General features: G+C 69.6%; 18 protein-coding genes and 1 pseudogene. 5 read left to right on the top strand and 14 right to left on the bottom strand.

From position 1 onward, the window contains the following. Positions 1-34: 34 nt before the first annotated feature. Complete coding sequence (locus ACIQZO_RS15685; protein WP_403625857.1) at positions 35-661, bottom strand: hypothetical protein; 627 nt, start codon at positions 659-661, stop codon at positions 35-37. 152 nt (positions 662-813) lie between these two features. Here ACIQZO_RS15685 and ACIQZO_RS15680 point away from each other — a divergent pair, with 152 nt between their 5' ends. Continuing rightward, the gene (locus tag ACIQZO_RS15680) at positions 814-1,497 is read left to right on the top strand and encodes a serine hydrolase domain-containing protein (RefSeq protein WP_403625854.1); all 684 of its coding nucleotides are present in this window, start codon (positions 814-816) and stop codon (positions 1,495-1,497) included. Between the two features lie 76 nt (positions 1,498-1,573). On the opposite strand, the gene ACIQZO_RS15675 is transcribed toward ACIQZO_RS15680, so the two are convergent. The 3 genes from ACIQZO_RS15675 to ACIQZO_RS15665 form a co-directional block, all read right to left on the bottom strand. Continuing rightward, positions 1,574-1,903 (bottom strand): nuclear transport factor 2 family protein, encoded by a 330-nt coding sequence (locus tag ACIQZO_RS15675; RefSeq protein WP_403625851.1) that lies wholly within the window; start codon positions 1,901-1,903, stop codon positions 1,574-1,576. 111 nt (positions 1,904-2,014) lie between these two features. Further along, complete coding sequence (locus ACIQZO_RS15670) at positions 2,015-2,893, bottom strand: polysaccharide deacetylase family protein (protein ID WP_403625848.1); 879 nt, start codon at positions 2,891-2,893, stop codon at positions 2,015-2,017. Between the two features lie 529 nt (positions 2,894-3,422). Further along, positions 3,423-5,009, bottom strand: a complete 1,587-nt coding sequence (locus ACIQZO_RS15665) for an MDR family MFS transporter (protein ID WP_403625845.1) — start codon at positions 5,007-5,009, stop codon at positions 3,423-3,425. 131 nt (positions 5,010-5,140) lie between these two features. Here ACIQZO_RS15665 and ACIQZO_RS15660 point away from each other — a divergent pair, with 131 nt between their 5' ends. Next, positions 5,141-5,719 carry a TetR/AcrR family transcriptional regulator gene (locus ACIQZO_RS15660; protein ID WP_403625843.1) on the top strand — a complete coding sequence of 193 codons (579 nt, stop codon included), beginning with the start codon at positions 5,141-5,143 and terminating at the stop codon, positions 5,717-5,719. Positions 5,720-5,867: 148 nt separating this feature from the next. Here ACIQZO_RS15660 and ACIQZO_RS15655 read toward each other — a convergent pair whose 3' ends face one another. After that, positions 5,868-6,296 carry a nuclear transport factor 2 family protein gene (locus ACIQZO_RS15655; protein ID WP_403625840.1) on the bottom strand — a complete coding sequence of 143 codons (429 nt, stop codon included), beginning with the start codon at positions 6,294-6,296 and terminating at the stop codon, positions 5,868-5,870. Between the two features lie 118 nt (positions 6,297-6,414). Between ACIQZO_RS15655 and ACIQZO_RS15650 the strand changes: the two genes are divergently transcribed. From ACIQZO_RS15650 to ACIQZO_RS15640, 3 genes and pseudogenes are all read left to right on the top strand, one after another. Next, complete coding sequence (locus tag ACIQZO_RS15650) at positions 6,415-6,948, top strand: TetR/AcrR family transcriptional regulator (RefSeq protein WP_403625837.1); 534 nt, start codon at positions 6,415-6,417, stop codon at positions 6,946-6,948. A gap of 63 nt (positions 6,949-7,011) precedes the next feature. After that, positions 7,012-7,265 (top strand): annotated as a pseudogene (locus tag ACIQZO_RS15645) (carboxymuconolactone decarboxylase family protein); the annotation flags it as partial. 137 nt (positions 7,266-7,402) lie between these two features. After that, positions 7,403-7,732 carry an SCO4225 family membrane protein gene (locus ACIQZO_RS15640; protein WP_403625834.1) on the top strand — a complete coding sequence of 110 codons (330 nt, stop codon included), beginning with the start codon at positions 7,403-7,405 and terminating at the stop codon, positions 7,730-7,732. Here ACIQZO_RS15640 and ACIQZO_RS15635 read toward each other — a convergent pair whose 3' ends face one another. The 9 genes from ACIQZO_RS15635 to ACIQZO_RS15595 form a co-directional block, all read right to left on the bottom strand. After that, positions 7,733-8,368: an OmpA family protein gene (locus ACIQZO_RS15635; RefSeq protein ID WP_403625831.1), complete on the bottom strand. Its 636-nt coding sequence runs from the start codon at positions 8,366-8,368 to the stop codon at positions 7,733-7,735. 4 nt (positions 8,369-8,372) lie between these two features. After that, positions 8,373-8,957: a hypothetical protein gene (locus ACIQZO_RS15630; protein WP_403625828.1), complete on the bottom strand. Its 585-nt coding sequence runs from the start codon at positions 8,955-8,957 to the stop codon at positions 8,373-8,375. A 27-nt stretch (positions 8,958-8,984) separates the two neighbouring features. Further along, complete coding sequence (locus tag ACIQZO_RS15625) at positions 8,985-9,611, bottom strand: pilus assembly protein TadG-related protein (protein ID WP_403625825.1); 627 nt, start codon at positions 9,609-9,611, stop codon at positions 8,985-8,987. After that, positions 9,608-9,808, bottom strand: coding sequence for a hypothetical protein (locus ACIQZO_RS15620; RefSeq protein ID WP_403625822.1), 201 nt, complete (start codon positions 9,806-9,808; stop codon positions 9,608-9,610). Before ACIQZO_RS15620 ends, ACIQZO_RS15625 begins: the two co-directional genes overlap by 4 nt. 110 nt (positions 9,809-9,918) lie before the next feature. Continuing rightward, on the bottom strand, positions 9,919-10,605 hold the full coding sequence (locus tag ACIQZO_RS15615; RefSeq protein WP_403625819.1) for a response regulator: 687 nt from the start codon (positions 10,603-10,605) through the stop codon (positions 9,919-9,921). 3 nt (positions 10,606-10,608) lie between these two features. Continuing rightward, positions 10,609-11,499 carry a DUF5936 domain-containing protein gene (locus ACIQZO_RS15610; RefSeq protein ID WP_403626379.1) on the bottom strand — a complete coding sequence of 297 codons (891 nt, stop codon included), beginning with the start codon at positions 11,497-11,499 and terminating at the stop codon, positions 10,609-10,611. Positions 11,500-11,518: 19 nt separating this feature from the next. Next, a complete protein-coding gene (locus tag ACIQZO_RS15605) occupies positions 11,519-12,457 on the bottom strand; it encodes a type II secretion system F family protein (protein WP_403625816.1) in 939 nt (312 codons plus the stop codon). Next, positions 12,454-13,797, bottom strand: coding sequence for a CpaF family protein (locus ACIQZO_RS15600; RefSeq protein ID WP_403625813.1), 1,344 nt, complete (start codon positions 13,795-13,797; stop codon positions 12,454-12,456). The genes ACIQZO_RS15605 and ACIQZO_RS15600 overlap by 4 nt, the downstream gene beginning before the upstream one ends. Further along, on the bottom strand, positions 13,794-14,162 hold the full coding sequence (locus ACIQZO_RS15595) for a TadE/TadG family type IV pilus assembly protein (protein ID WP_403625810.1): 369 nt from the start codon (positions 14,160-14,162) through the stop codon (positions 13,794-13,796). Before ACIQZO_RS15595 ends, ACIQZO_RS15600 begins: the two co-directional genes overlap by 4 nt.

The following is a 14,162-nucleotide window of genomic DNA, read 5'->3' as shown; positions in this document are numbered from 1 at the left end:
AGGTGCACGGGGCGGCCGGCCTCCACCCGGCCCCTCAGCGCTGCTGCCCGTGGTTCTCGGCGAACGCCGTCCGGTACTGCTCGCAGCTGGAGTTCCAGCGCAGCGTGCCCCCCAGCGTTCCGTAGCCCGAGCGCGTGACCGACCACTCCACCGTGTACTCCCCGGTGTCGCACGCGATCCGCTTGCCGCCCGCGACCTTCTCGCGCCCGGTCGGCGGCTTCCCCGCCAGCTCCTTGCGCACCTCGCCGACCTTGACCCGGTCCGCGTTGCGCAGCACGGCGTGCACGACGATCGGGTGCGCGCCCTCCTTGACCGTCACCGCCTTCTTGACCACCGTCGAGTCCGAGACCGACCAGGCGAACTCGTACGAGGGCAGCCAGGCCAGGGTCTTGGGGTCGCCGGAGCGGCGCTCGTACTCCGGCGCTGCCGCGGGCCCGGGGCGGTTGACCGTCTTGTACTGGATTCCCGGGTGGAAGCGGAGCTGCCCCTCCACCTTGTGCATCTCGTCCTTGGTCCACATCGACTTCATGGTCTTCTCGCCGCCCGCCGGGTCCTGGAGGTACACCGCGCCCTCCGCGGCGGTGGCGGCCTGCCCGAGGAGGGGCGCGAGGGCGGCCGAGGCGGTGGCGAGGACGAGAGCGGCGATGCGGGTGCGCTTCATGCCCGGTCCAACGGGGCCCTCCGGCGGGCCGGAACGACGCCGGGCGCGCTTTCACCCGTACGGGAACGCCCGGTTCCGGGAGCCCGGAGTACCCGGTGATCAACTCCCGTTGGCCGTGAGCGGATATGACGATGCGATCTACGGGGGATCCGATGAGCGAGTACGTGGACGGCACGGTGGCGGCGGGCTGGGAGCCGGTGCGGGAGGAGTTCGCGGCCTTCGCCGCGGCGCAGGCCCACTCGCCCGAGGCCCAGCTGGTCGTGCACCACCGGGGCCGGCGCGTGGTCGACCTGTGGGCCGGCGAGGACACCGACGGGGACACCGTCAGCGGGGTCTTCTCCCTCACCAAGGGCGCGGCGCACCTGGTGGTGGCGCTGCTCGTGCAGGAGGGCGTACTGGACCTGGACCGTCAGGTGTCCTCGTACTGGCCGGAGTTCACCGGTGACGGCAAGGAGCGGCTGACCCTGCGCCAGCTGCTCGCGCACCGATCGGGGCTGATCAACACGACCGAGGGCCTCGGCTACGAGGAGATCGCGGACGACGCGCTGATCGCGGCCCGGCTCGCCGCGCAGAAGCCGTTCTGGGAGCCGGGCGAGGCCTACGTCTACCACGCCTTCGTGATCGGCGCGCTGACCGGCGAGGTGGTGCGGCGGGCGACCGGCAGGTCGATCCAGGAGCAGTACGAGGAGCGCGTGCGCGCCCCGTACGGGCTGGACCTGTACCTGGGTCTCCCTGCCTCGCAGCAGGGCCGCTGGAAGCCGGTGCTGGAGATGCGGCCGACGCCCGAGCAGGCCGAGGCGTCGGCGGCGGGCGGGCGCCGGAGAACGACCGCCTGACGGCGGCGGTGCTGGGCGTGGCACGGGGGCTGGGGTCCGCGCGGGAGTCCGGCAAGGAATCCGGCAAGGAGTCCGCTCAGGCCTGACCGGTTTCGAAGCGGCTGATCCGGCCGCCGCCGGGGGCGATGACGAAGCGCCAGGTGGTACGCATCTCGCCCCAGGTGTCGTTGCGGTAGTTGACGAGCAGGGTGCGGCCGCCGTCGGACTCGGACTGGACGTCCATGTGGCCGCCGGAGTCGAAGACCTCCCGGTCGATCCAGTCGTGCAGATCGCGGTCGGAGCCGTCGTCGGACATGGTCGCGTCGGCGGTCAGGACCGCGAGGAAGGCGGCCTTGTCGTGCGCGTTGACGGCGGCGACGAGGGCGCCGACCACCGGGTCGGACAGTCGGGCGGGGGCGATGGCCACAGGAGCCTCCTGGTCGGTCGTACGTGCGCACGTGCGCACGCGCCCGACCAGGGAACAACGCGGACGGGGCCGCGCGGTCGACCGTCACCCGTTCGCCCGGCGGACGGCGTGTCAGGACCCGCCGGAGCCGCCGGAGCCGCTCGCGGCGTCCGGGGCGTCGGACGCTTCCGGGGCGTCGGGGGCGGTACGGACGGGGAAGCCGGTGGGCCGGCCCTGCTCCTTCAACCAGGCCAGCACCTGGTCGAGGGCGTCGACGGTCTGGGCGCGGTTGCCGCCGCCGTCGTGGAAGAGCACCGTGGGGCCGTTGCCGATCTCGCGCTTGACGGCGCCCACGATGGCGGCGGTGCCCGGCTTGTCGAAGTCCTTGGTGTCGACGTTCCAGCCGAGCGGCCGCATGCCGTGCGCGGCGGCGATGCGCCGGCTGTCGGGGGTGAACGCGCCGCCCGGGGCGCGGTAGTAGTCGACTTTCGCGCCGCCGCCCGCGGCTTCCTCGATCAGCTTCTTGGCCTCCAGGATCTGCTGTTCCTGGTAGGCGACGGGCTTCTTGTCCATGGCGGTGTCGTGGTTCATGGTGTGGTCGCAGAGCCGGTGGCCGGCCGCGACCACCTTCTTGACCAGGTCGGGGTGGGCCTTGGCCTGCGGTCCGACCATGCAGAAGGTCGCCTTGACGTCGTGCCGCCGCAGTACCTCCAGGACCCTCGGGGTCCAGCGGGGGTCCGGGCCGTCGTCGATGGTGATGTTGACGGCGTTGCCGCCGCTCTCGGAGGCATGGGCTATGCCCTCGGGTATCCCCTGCGGCCGACCGTCGTCACCGCGGCCGGAGTTGTCCGTGGCACCGGGCCGGGCCACGTTCTGCCGGGAGGCGGCGGTTCCGCCCGGCTCGACCAGGGCGGTCACTCCCCACGCGGTCGCCGCGACGGCCACGGCCGAGGCCACGACGGCGGCCCCCGCCCGGACGCCCTTCTTGTTCGCACGCGCCAAGAAACTCATGAACTGTCCACTCCCCATCCGCTTTGCGAGCGTTCTGTGGATCAGGACGTTCATCCCCGCTGGGAAGTTCCAGTCAAATAGCCGCCAAGCTGCATGTAATGGGACCCATGGGACCGATGGGGCTTTAGTCCTCCACGGAGTTCCCTACCTGCCCAGGCGAACGGGCCTGAAACGGGGCAAGTCCATGCTTGCGGGCCGGTGCACCCCAAGTGCGCGCACGCGCAAGGAGGTTCACCGACGGACAGGTCGGCGGCCCGGACCACCATGGCCGTACGCACGACGAGCCCGCCCGGCCGGCGGACGAACCGACCACCCTCCGCCCGGGCCGCAAACTGGTGACGGAAGTCCCGCCCTCCCGGCCGGACCGGCGGGCGTTGGTGAACATCACCCCGTCCCGGGCCCGCGCCGATGCGCCGGCGCACTCCTGCGAGACGGACGACCCCGAGCAGCCGCGCCCCGACATGCCGGAAGGCGGCGCCACCGGTCGTCCCGGTGGCGCCGCCTTCCGGCGGGTGCGGTGCGTGCGCGGTCAGTGCGCGAGCGACTCCTGTGCGGCCGGGGCCGCCTTGTCGCCGTCCGCCGGGGCCGACGGGCCCGACGGGCCCGCGCCGCGGAGGGGGACTTCCTTGACGAACCAGGCCGCCGCGAAGCCCAGTACGGCGATGGCCGCGCCGAGCAGGAACGCGGAGTGCGTGCCGGCGGCCACCGCGTGCTGGTAGGCGTCGCGTACCACTTCGGGCAGCTTGGCCAGGCTCGCCGCGTCCAGCTGGGCGGAGCCCGCGGCTCCGGCCGCCTCCGGGCCCAGGCGCTCGGACATGGTGTCCGTGACGCGGGTGGTGAACAGGGAGCCCATCAGGGCCACACCGAAGGAGCCGCCGAGCGTACGGAAGAGGGTCGCCGAGGAGGAGGCGACTCCCATGTCCTTCATCTCGACGCTGTTCTGCGCGACGAGCATGGTGATCTGCATCAGGAAGCCGAGACCGGCGCCGAGGACCGCCATGTAGACGCCGGACATCAGGCGCGTGGTGTCGGTGTCCATGGTCGCGAGCAGGAAGAGCCCGACGACCATGAGCCCGCCGCCGACGATCGGAAAGATCTTGTACTTGCCGCTGCTGGTGGTGACGCGGCCCGCGATCAGCGAGACGAGCATCATCGAGAGCAGCATGGGCAGCAGGAGCAGACCCGAGTTGGTCGCGGAGGCGCCCTGGACCGACTGCTGGAACAGCGGGAGGTAGAGCACGCCGCCGAACATCGCGAAGCCGACGAGGAAGCCGATCACGGACATGAGGGTGAAGTTGCGGCTGCGGAAGATGTGCAGCGGCATGACCGGCTCGGCGGCCTTGGTCTCCACGTAGAGGAACGCGGCGGTCGACAGGACGCCGACGGCGATGAGGGCGAGGATCTCGACGGAGCCCCACGCGTACTCGGTGCCGCCCCAGGTCGTCACGAGGACGGTGGAGGTGATGGCGATGGTCAGCAGCGCCGCGCCCAGGTAGTCGATCTTGCCCTGCGCCCGCTTCTTCGGCAGGTGCAGCACGGCGGTGACCATGGCCAGCGCGACCGCGCCGAGCGGCAGGTTGATGTAGAAGGACCAGCGCCAGCCCATGTGGTCGGTGATGGTGCCGCCGACCAGCGGGCCGCCGATCATGGCGAGGGCCATCACGCCGGCCATCATGCCCTGGTACTTGCCGCGCTCGCGGGGCGGGATCAGGTCGCCGATGATCGCCATGACGCCGACCATCAGACCGCCGGCGCCGAGGCCCTGGATCGCGCGGAAGCCGATCAGCTGGCCCATGTCCTGGGCCATTCCGCTGAGCGCGGAGCCGATCAGGAAGATGACGATGGAGGCGAGGAAGGAGCCCTTCCGCCCGTACATGTCGCCGATCTTGCCCCAGATGGGGGTGGAGGCGGCGGTGGCCAGCGTGTAGGCGGTGACCACCCACGACAGGTGCTCCAGACCGCCGAGCTCGCCGACGATCGTGGGCATCGCGGTGCCGATGATCATGTTGTCGAGCATGGCCAGCAGCATCGCGATCATGAGCGCCATGAGGACGACCCGTACGCTGCGCGGCTTCACCTCCTCCGAGGTCCCCGCAGGCTTGACTGTGTCCACCATGTCCACTCCCCTGGCCCTACTACTCGCACTCGTCCCGCACTGGCACTTACTTGCCGCCCGGCTAGTTCACTACAATGGGGAAGGTAGACCCGCAACTAGCCGGGCGTCAAGTAAGTAATCTTGGGAGAGCCATGTCCAGCAGCAGTCCGCAGCGACGCCGCGGCGACACGCGTCAGCGCATCCAGGACGTCGCACTGGAGCTCTTCGCGGAACAGGGCTACGAGAAGACGTCGCTGCGCGAGATCGCGGAGCGGCTGGAGGTCACGAAGGCGGCGCTGTACTACCACTTCAAGACCAAGGAAGACATCATCATCAGCATCTTCGAGGACCTGACGCGGCCCATCGACGAGCTGATCACCTGGGCCCAGGACCAGCCGCGCACCCTGGAGACCAAGCGCGAGGTGCTGCGCCGCTACAGCGAGGCGATGGCGGGCGGCGCGGTGCTGTACCGGTTCATGCAGGAGAACCAGGCGACGACGCGCGAGCTCAGCATCGGCGAGACCGTCAAGAAGCGGCTCTTCACGCTGGTGGAACTGCTCCGCACGCAGGACGGCCCGCTGACCGACCAGGTCCGCTGCGTCAGCGCGCTGTTCACCCTGCACGCCGGGATGATGTTCCTCCAGCACGTGGAGGGCAACCCGGAGGAGACCCGCCTGGCGGCCCTGGAGGTCGCCACGGACCTCATCACCCAGGCCCACCACCAGGCGTAGGCCCGGCCGGCCCTCCCGGCCCGCCCTTGCCGGGGAGCGGGGCGGGCCGGGACGGAGGCGATGGGATCCGGACGCGGCGGCGCCCGCCCGCCCGCCCGGCTGTGCGGCTGGGCGGCTGGGCGGCCGGGCGGCTGGGCGGCCGACTCCGTCAGGCGAGGCGGCGGTCCTCGGCGGCGATCGGGACGTCGTTGATGCTGGCCTCTCGCCGCCTCATCAGGCCGTCGTCGGCGAACTCCCACTGCTCGTTGCCGTGGCTGCGCCACCACTGGCCGGTGGCGTCGTGCCACTCGTACTCGAAGCGGACGGAGATGCGGTTGCCGGTGAACGCCCACAGCTCCTTGCGGAGCCGGTAGTCGAGCTCGCGCTCCCACTTGTCGGCGAGGAACGCGCGGATCTCTGCGCGCCCGGTGAGGAAGCGGTCGCGATTGCGCCAGACCGAGTCCTGCGTGTACGCGAGGGCGACGCGCTCGGGATCACGACTGTTCCAGGCATCCTCGGCGGCCTGGACCTTGGCGAGGGCGGACTCCTCGGTGAAGGGCGGCAGGGGCGGGCGTAGGGCAGGGGCGGCGTCGGTCATGACGGTGTCACCTCTCACGTCTCACGTCTCAAAAGCGGAGAACGATCGTTCTCTGCTCGGCCGACTCTACGAGAACGCTCGTTCTCCACGCAAGGCGCATCTGGACTACGCTGCCCGCATGGACGATGAAGAGGCCCGCACCCGGCTCCTGGACGCCGCGGAGGAGCTGTTCTACCGGCACGGCATCCAGGCGGTGGGCATGGACCGGATCCGCACCGGGTCGGGGGTCCCCCTCAAGCGCCTCTACCGGATCTACCCGGCCAAGGAGGCCCTGGTCACCGCGTACCTGGAGCGCCGCGACCGGCGCTGGATCGCCGCCCTGCGCGAGGCCGTGACGGGCACCCCGGAGCCGGTCCTCGCCGTCTTCGACTGGCTGGCGGCGTGGTTCTCGGAGCCGGACTTCCGCGGCTGCGCCTTCCTCAACGCTCACGGCGAACTCGGCGCGGCCGCGCCGACGGTCGTCCACACCCACAAAGCGGAACTCCATGCCCTGCTGGCCGAACTGGCGCCCGCCCCCGCCCTCGCCGACCAGCTCCTGATCCTGGCGGAGGGCGCGACCGCGGTGGCCGCCCTTGACCCGGGCCCGGAGCCGGCCCGCAGGGCCCGCGAGGTCGCCGCACTCCTCCTCCGGGCCCACCCGGTGGTGACGTAGCGGCGGAGTCCCCTCCCGGACCGGTCACCTTCCGGCGGGCCGCTCCGTCAGCGCTGTGCAACCCCCGTCGCCACCAGGTTCGCGCGGCACACCAACTCGGCGGGCAGGGTCGTCAGCGACTCGGTCCTGCCGGCCGAGACGCCGCCCGCTCCGGGGAGACCCCCGTACGCCTCAACCTGATCGCGGCCCTGCGCGAGGCCACGGTGTTCACCGACGCCGAGCGGTCGGCCCTGGAACTGACGGCACAGGGCACGCGCATAGCCGACGCCGCCGGCGGCGTCACGGACACGTCCTGGGCGATCGCCGCCGAGCACCACCGGCCGGGCCGCTCCGGCTGATCGGACCCACCGGGGGCCGGATACGGGGAACCGGTCTGGGTACGCGTACTCACGACAGGGCTCCGGATCTTCCCCATCATGGATGGAGAGGGAGTCCACAGAACCGGGGGAATCCGATGAACGCACGCACGCTCGTCCGTCTGACCTTCGCGAACCCCGCTTCGGTGATCTACCTGAGCCTCGTCGGCGTCGCCGTGGCCATCGCGACGGCCGTCACGCTGTTCGCCCCGGACCCCGGGTTCGTATGGGTCCTGCCCGCCATGTGCGCGTTCCCGCTGTTCCTCTTCGTCACGCTGGCCGAGGGGGCGATACGCGGGGAGGGCGACCCTCAGACATGGCTCCTCGTCACCGAGATCATCCTCTGCGTACTGGCTCAGTCGCTCATTCTGGGAATGATCGTGGAAGCATCCCGCGGCCGCCTCCGGCGACGGCCGCGGACCAGCTGACTAACCGGCGCTGCGCGGGAAGGTGATCTCCACGCGACGGTTCTTCTTGCGACCTTCCTCGGTGCCGTTGTCGGCGATCGGGTAGTCCTCGCTGTAGCCGCGGACATCGAAGACGACACTCGGATTGGTCACGGTCTTGACCAGCTCGGCCTGCACGGCATCGGCCCGCTTCTTGGAGAGCTCCTTGCCGTGCTCGTAGCTCCCCTGGTCGTCGGTGAACCCGAACACCCGGATCCGGGTGGCCTTCTGCTGATTGATCTCCTGCGCGATGGCCTGGATACGAGCGGAGGCCTGGGCAGTGAAGACGGCGCTGTCCTCGGGGAACAACACCTCGGACTGGAGCGCCATCATGACGGTCTGATTGGTCTCCTGCCGCCGCTGCTCCCCACCGAGATCCTCGACGACCTCGGCGATGTCGAGCACCTTGACGGGAGCGAGAGTCCCGCCCTGAGGAATCTTCAAGCCGGGGGCATTGGAGTCGATGGGTACGGGCGCGGACGCGGATGGCTCCGTGCCGGGCGGGGCGGACGGCTTGACATCATCGGCGTGAGCAACCGTCGCACCGACTGATTGAACGCCGGCGATGACGAGCCCGACGACGGCTGTGGCGGCGAGGACGCGGTGGCGTTTGGTCATGGGGTCACCCGGAGAGTTTGACGGTCGCAGTGGCGAAGGTGGGGAGGCTGAGGTCCACCTCAACGGTGCTGGTCGGAGGAGCGGGGAACTGCGCGAAGAACGGCATGGTCTGGCCGGCCTCGATGATGTTCAGCCCAGTCGTGCACAGACACCGGCCATCGGTGTCCCGGAGCACGTAGTACCTCTTCTTGCCGACCTTGTCGACCAGGGTCACGCCGGCTACGGAGACACCACTGGAGTTCAGCTCATTGCCGCGCCACGGCGCGGTGTTCACATACGCCGCACTGCCGGTGTTCTTCAACTGTCCTTCGACGGTCAGGAACCCTCCGGCGTCCCGGGCAGCCTTGTTGATCGTCAACACCATGCCCGATTCGCCGTTCACCGTGGCGATGACCTGGGCCGGCGGGGCATCCGCGCTCTTCGCCGCTCCGGACGGGGCCGCCTCACCGCCTCCCTGCGGCTTCGCCGACGTCGACGCGGCGGGCTTGTCGGACTTCCCCTCGCCCCCACACCCGGTCAGGGCAAGGGCCAGGACCGCCACCATCCCCACAACCGCCTTCCCGTGGGCCGCGCGCCGCCGAACACTCATGTACTTGGCTTCCTTGTCTCTCGGTCGTCAGTCGATCAGGCGTATGTCGAACAGAACCGCAGCCAGCGAACGCCACACGCGCGGTTGGGCAGGGTCGTAGTCCACAACGACCCCTTTCGCGCAGGAGAACTTGATCGGCCCGGGCGGCTCCGGTGTCGGCCCCGAGCCGCCGTCGCCCCCCGACTCCCCGGCTTTGACGTGGCAGCGGGGAACGATCTCCGCCGTCGCGTCCGCTCCGCCACGCTTGCCGCTCGTACCGGGGACGACGGAGTCCCCCACCGTTCCGTTCGTCATCGACCGAACGGTGAACCGGGTACCTGACGGGCTGCACTCCACCGTCGCGTCGTTCATGGCGGCGAAGTCCTGCGCCGCCGCACAAGCGTCGGCGGAAGCGTCGAATCGATTGCCCAGCAGGACCTGGTCCCACTCCTCCGGCGAGAGGGTGGCGAGGTTCACGCCGGGCAGCAGGGTGTCTCTGGCCTCGCGCGCGGCCGCGAGCGCGGCGGCGTCCGCAGCGCCCTGCGCGTTGCTGCGGACGATCGCCGCCTTGCCGATGGTGAAATACGCCAGAGCAGCGAAGAGGAGACCCGCCGCAAGGACGACGTAAATCGGGAAGGCCTGACCGCGGTCACCGCCGAATCTGCGCCATGTCACTTTCCTGCAGTGATACTCGCGACGGCAGCAGTGATCTTGGTGGTAATGGCCTGGCCGATGCCGGTACCGATGATCGCACCGATGATCACGACGACCACCAGGATGATCCCCAGATATTCGAATGCCGTCTGGCCTCGATCCCTCACACCCTTGCCCTCGTACCGCTTGCGCATCCTCGCCACGGTCTTCTGCAACATGGGGGTTCCCTCCCGGGCCGGTACCGCTGTCGATCTGCGGACCGTACGGCGAGTCACCAGTCGTAACCAAGGGTCCCGGGGCCCAATTACGGACCCACTGCGCACTCTGTCTACCCATGACCGGTCACTCCTGGACGGGCGGTTCCCAGCCAGCGGGCTATCGCCTCGCTGCGAGTGGCGCTCTGGAGCTTCGCGAAAATGCGGTTGATGTGGTTCTTGACGGTCTTCTCACTGATGAAGCAGGCAGCCGCGATCTGCTGATTGCTCATCCCGGACGCGATCAAATCCATGATCTCCACCTCCCGGGAACTCAGCCCGAAGACAACTGAGTTGTGCATCCGCTCTGAAGACTGTGCCACAGTTCGTTGCGGATGCGAAGGGGACCGGACTTCCGCGAGGAGTGCACTTGCCGCTGTCGGGGTGAAGTGGGGGCGACCCAACGGGGCATCCCGTACCGCCCGGAGCAGATCGTCCGTCGTGAACTCACCATGCACGAGGTAGCCGCCGGCGCCCAACAGCAATGCTTCACAGATGATTTCGGCTTCCTTGCTGTACGTCAGCATCAGCACCGGAGCCATCTGCACCAGGTGCGGCAGCGCCGAGATCCCGTCCACCCCCGGCATCCGGACGTCCAGCAGGATCACGTCCGGGGCATGCCGACGGGTCAGGCTCAGGGCCTCGCGGCCGTCCGCAGCCTGAGCTATGACGTCGAGGTCCTCGGCCGCGCACAGGATGGCCGCGAGGCCCGCCCTGATGACCGGGTTGCCATCGGCAATGAGAACGCTCAGTCCCGCCATCGCTCAGCCACCGCCGAACAGCGCGCCGAAGTCGACGTTCGCTCCGTAGACGAAGCCGCACACGAGGAGGATGAGCGTGCCCGGCAGCATGAACATGGTCACGGCGAACGTCGCCTTGGGGACGGCCCGGGCCGCGCGACGGCGGGCGTTCTGTGCGTCTGTACGGCGCATGTCCTCGGCGATCGCGATCAGCGTGTCCACGATCGGAGAGCCGAGTTCCTCGCCCTGCTGGAGGGCCGTAACGAACTGCGCGACCTGTTCGCTGTCGTTGCGGCGCCGTAGCTCGTCGAACGCCTGGCGACGGCTGACACCCATGTCCATCTGCTGGAGCGTGATACGGATTTCGTCCGCCCACGGACCCTCGTACTTGTCCGCCACTCGGGCCAGCGCCTGCCGGAAGCCCAGCCCGGCGCTCACCACCACGGCGAGTACATCCAAAAAGTCGGGGAGGGTCCGCTCAATGTGGTCGCGGCGGATCCGGATGGCCGACCACAGGCCGACCTCGATCCAGAACAGGCCGAAGGCCACCATGAGCAGGGCGGCGACCAGCTGGCCGTTGATCAGCATGGAGAAGGCGCCCAGAGCACCCAGGGCCCCGTACACCGCCCGCCGGGCGGCGTACCGGTCGATCGTCAGGCCGGCCGGGTTGCCCGCCATGTCGATCTGACGGCGCTTGCGGGCGACCCGGGCCGGGCCCATCGAGCTGAGTACCAGGGGCGCCCAGCGGATTCCCATACGGTCGACGAGCGAGCCGACCGCTGTCGTACGGGTGGCTCCCACCTCCAGGGCGAGCGCGAGGTCACTGGGCAGTTTCACGTCCGCGCGGTAGAGGCGGATGCCGTGAAAGGCTCCGAGGACCGACAGGGCCACGGCGATTGCGAGAAGAAGTCCGATCATCGTCCCGTCCGCCCCTTCACACGTCGATCTTCGACAGGCGGCGGATGAGCAGGAAGCCCAGAGCGAAGAGGCCGAGGGCGATGAGAACGGCCGTCTGGCCGAGGAACGCACCCGTCATCCGGTCCAGCGCGCCCGGCATCATCATGTCGACCAGCAGAAGCGAGCCCAGTCCGAGGGACGGTACGAGGTAGGCCGTCACCGTCACCTGGGACAACTGGGTACGGATCTCCCGACGGGTCTCCTTGCGCTGCTCCAGTGTCACCGTCAAGTTCCGCAGGCTGTCGACGATGGCGCCACCCGCCCGGGCGGACAGGACCAGGGTGGAGACCAGTACGACGAGCTCACGGGACGGGAGGCGTTCGGTGAGCTCCCCGAGAGATTCCTCGATGGAGTGACCCACGGCGAGACGGTCCGCGACGCGCGCGAGTTCCTCACCGGCCGGAGCCTCCAGTTCCTCGGCCGCGATGCCGATGGCCGTGCGCAGGGCCAGCCCGGCCTGGGTGGCGTTGGCCAGGATGCGGGCCAGGTCGGGAAGTTGATTGATGAACCGTTCCGTACGCCGGGCACGCTGCCAATTGAGGAAGGCGTTCGCCGCCCAGACGCCGATCGCACCCGCCACCGGCCCGAAGAACGGCGCGAGGAGGGATGCCGCGATGAGCCAGACGCCGACGATCGAACCCAGTATGTAGACGAAAAACTCGCCCGGTGTGAGGTCCAGGCCGGTGGTCGCCAGCTTCAGCTCGAGGCTGCGGCCGAGTTTCGTCTTGCGCAACCGACGGTCGACCGTCCGGAAACGGCGCCGCCGTCCCAGGGGCTCCGGCATGCCGCTCGCCGAGAGTCGTTCGATCAGCGCGGCACGCTGGGCACGGCCGGCCATATACGCCTGGAGGCCCACGACGACGAGTACGCAGGTCAGCAGCGTGGCGCCGAGGGTGGCGAGGATCAGTGGGTTCACAGGGCGGTCCGGGTGATGCGGGCGGTGAGGGGATCCTCCGGCGCGACGCCGAAGGCCTGCGGGATGGGCTGGTTGTTCATGTAGAGGCGTTCGGCGATCCGGCGGGGCAGCGGGTAGTACTCGAAATAGCCGTGCACCCGTCCGTCCGCGCTCATCGGCTGCGCCCCGAAGCAGCACACCGTGGTGATCCGGAAGGGTTCGCGGCCATGTGATTCGAGGACGGAGATCTCGGTGATGCGGCGCGAGCCGTCGCCGAAGCGGGTCAGCTGCACGATGACGTTCACCGCGCTGTTGATCTGGTCCTGAAGGGCCTCGAAGGGGATCTCCACCTCCGACATGGAGGCGAGGGTCTGCAGGCGCATCAGGGCGTCCGCGGAGCTGTTGGCGTGGACGGTGGCCAGGGAGCCGTCGTGGCCGGTGGACATCGCCTGGAGCATGTCGAGGGTCTCGCCGCCGCGGACCTCGCCGACGATGATGCGGTCGGGGCGCATGCGCAGGGAGTTGCGTACGAGGTCGCGGATGGTGATCTGGCCCTTGCCCTCCACGTTCGGCGGGCGGGATTCGAGGCGGATGACGTGGGCCTGCTGGAGCTGGAGTTCGGCCGAGTCCTCGATGGTGATGATGCGTTCGCCCTCCGGGATCAGTCCGGAGAGGGCGTTCAGGAGGGTGGTCTTGCCGGTACCGGTGGCCCCGGAGACGATCACGTTCATCTTCGCCGCGACCAGACCCGACAGCAGGAGCAGCATCTGCTCGTCGAGCGAGCCGAGGGCGATCATCTCGTGCAGGGTGAAGGCCCGCGGGAAGCGGCGGATGGTGAGGGTGGCTCCGGTCAGCGAGAGCGGCGGGATGATGACGTTGACGCGCTCGCCACTGGGCAGGCGCGCGTCGACCATCGGATTGGCCTCGTCCACGCGCCGGTTGACGGTGGAGACGATGCGTTCGATGGTCTGCATGAGCTGCTCGTGCGAGGCGAAGCGGATGGGGAGCTGCTCGACGCGTCCGGCGCGCTCGACGAAGATCTGGTCGGGGCCGTTGACCATGATCTCGGAGATCGAGGCGTCTTCGAGGAGCGGTTCGAGGACGCCGAGCCCGAGGGCCTCGTCGACGACGCGGCGGATCAGCTGGGCGCGCTCGACCGTGGAGAGGACGGGCCCCTCGCGGCTGATGATGTGGCCGAGTACGCGTTCCAGGCGCGCCCGGCGCTCGGCGGGCGCGAGCGCGGACATCTCGGCGAGGTCGATCTCCTCCAGCAGCTTGGCGCGGTAGGAGGAGACGAGCCGGCCGTCCTCGCGGGGGCTGTGCCGGTCGTCGGGGGTGTTGACCCGGGAACGCAGGCTCATGGTCCGGTCACCTTCGGGTCGTTGTTGGGCATGACCGCCGTCGCCACCGCGTCATCGATGCGGAGCCCCGGCACAATCGCGTTGATCTTGATGGTTACCGTCGCGGTCACCGCGTCGCCTCCGGGCGGTACGGAGACGTCCGCGTCGAGCCCCTCCCGTATGGCCGCCCGTCCGGCGGCCACACCCCTGCCGGGATGCTGAGCCTCCACGCGCGCCGCCGTCCGGGCGGCCGTGTCCGCCTGCTCGTGGACGTATGCCACCCAGCCCAGCTGGATCCCGCAGAGCGCGACGAACAGCAGGATCGGCACGAAACCGATGTACTCGATGGCCACTTGGCCCCGGTCCGAGCGCATGCGCCTCTTCAC

Origin of the sequence: Streptomyces sp. NPDC097617 (assembly GCF_044761485.1) — a bacterium.
Lineage (GTDB): Bacteria > Actinomycetota > Actinomycetes > Streptomycetales > Streptomycetaceae > Streptomyces.
The sequence above is the reverse complement of the archived record's forward strand: the minus strand, read 5'-3'. Positions and strand labels throughout refer to the sequence as shown.